1 protein-coding gene is annotated in these 1616 nt (G+C 69.8%); it reads left to right on the forward strand.

Translation table 11 applies throughout. The features are described 5' to 3' along the window. Window positions 1–17: 17 nt before the first annotated feature. Window positions 18–1616: sugar ABC transporter ATP-binding protein (locus AC1DY2_RS19580; RefSeq protein WP_476763926.1), on the forward strand; the 1599-nt coding region annotated here is incomplete at its 3' end.

Consider the following 1616-nt stretch of genomic DNA (forward strand, 5'->3'; position numbering starts at 1 on the left):
ACCCACCACCAGACTCCATGGAGCGCCTCGTGACCAACCCCACCGATCCCGCCGCCCCCGTGGTGGAGATGCGCGGCATCTCGATCACGTTCCCGGGCGTCAAGGCGCTCGACGGCGTCGACTTCCGCCTGTTCCCCGGCGAGGTGCACTCGCTCATGGGTGAGAACGGCGCGGGCAAGTCCACCCTCATCAAGGCGCTCACCGGGGTGTACGGCATCGACGCCGGCACCATTACGCTCGCCGGCGAGCAGGTCTCGTTCAGCGGACCGGCCCAGGCGCAGGCATCCGGCATCTCGACGGTGTACCAGGAGGTGAACCTTCTGCCGAACCTGTCGGTGGCCGAGAACATCATGCTCGGGCGTGAGCCGCGGCGCTTCGGCTCGGTCGACTGGCGCGCGATGCGCCGCCGCTCCGCCGAGCTGCTCGCGGGCCTCAACCTCGACCTCGATCCCGGCTCGCTCCTCGGCGACCACTCGCTCGCGGTGCAGCAGCTCATCGCGATCGCCCGTGCCATCGACGTGCAGGCGAAGGTGCTCATCCTCGACGAGCCCACCTCGTCGCTCGACGCCGACGAGGTCGCCGAGCTCTTCCGCGTCATCCGCTCGCTCAAGGAGCAGGGCGTCGCGATCCTCTTCGTATCGCACTTCCTCGACCAGGTGTACGAGATCTGCGACCGCCTCACCGTGCTGCGCAACGGCAAGCTCGTGGGGGAGTACCTCGTTGAGGAGCTGCTGCGCATCGACCTCGTGCAGAAGATGATCGGCAAGGAGCTCACGGTGCTCGACGACCTCGAGCAGCGCGCGCGATCGGTGTCGGTCGACGAGTCGGATGCCGCGACCTTCGTCCAGGCGACGAAGCTCGGGCGCCGTGGCGCGATGCATCCGGCCGACCTGCCCATCGCGGCGGGCGAGGTCGTGGGCTTCGCGGGACTGCTCGGCTCGGGCCGCACCGAGTTCGCCCGCCTGCTCGGCGGCATCGACCGCGCCGACTCGGGCGAGCTGTCCATCGGCGGCAGGTCGACCCGCCTGCGCACGCCGCGCCAGGCGCTGTCGCACCGCATCGCCTTCTCGTCGGAGAACCGCCGCGACGAGGGCATCGTCGGCGACCTCACCGTGCGCGACAACATCGTGCTCGCCCTGCAGGCCGACCGCGGGTGGGCCAGGCCCATCCCCAAGAAGCGGCAGGACGAGCTCACGCAGAGCTACATCCAGACCCTCAACATCCGGCCCGCCAACCCCGACGCACTCGTGCGCAACCTCTCGGGCGGCAACCAGCAGAAGGTGCTGCTCGCGCGCTGGCTCGCGATCGCCCCCCGGCTCCTCATCCTCGACGAGCCCACCCGAGGCATCGACATCGGCGCGAAGGCCGAGATCCAGAAGCTCGTCTTCAACCTCGCCGAGAACGGAATGAGCGTGCTCTTCATCTCGGCCGAGCTCGAGGAGGTGCTGCGCCTCAGCCACCGCATCGTGGTGCTGCGCGACCGGCACGTCGTCGCCGACCTCGAGAACGACGGGCTCACCGTCGACGCGCTGCTCGCCCTCATCGCCGACGGCTCTGGCGACGATCCAGAGGCTCCGGATGCCGCGGGCGGCGAGCTGCTCGCCGCATCCGTGCCG

Source organism: Agromyces sp. P1_H4, from assembly GCF_056405255.1.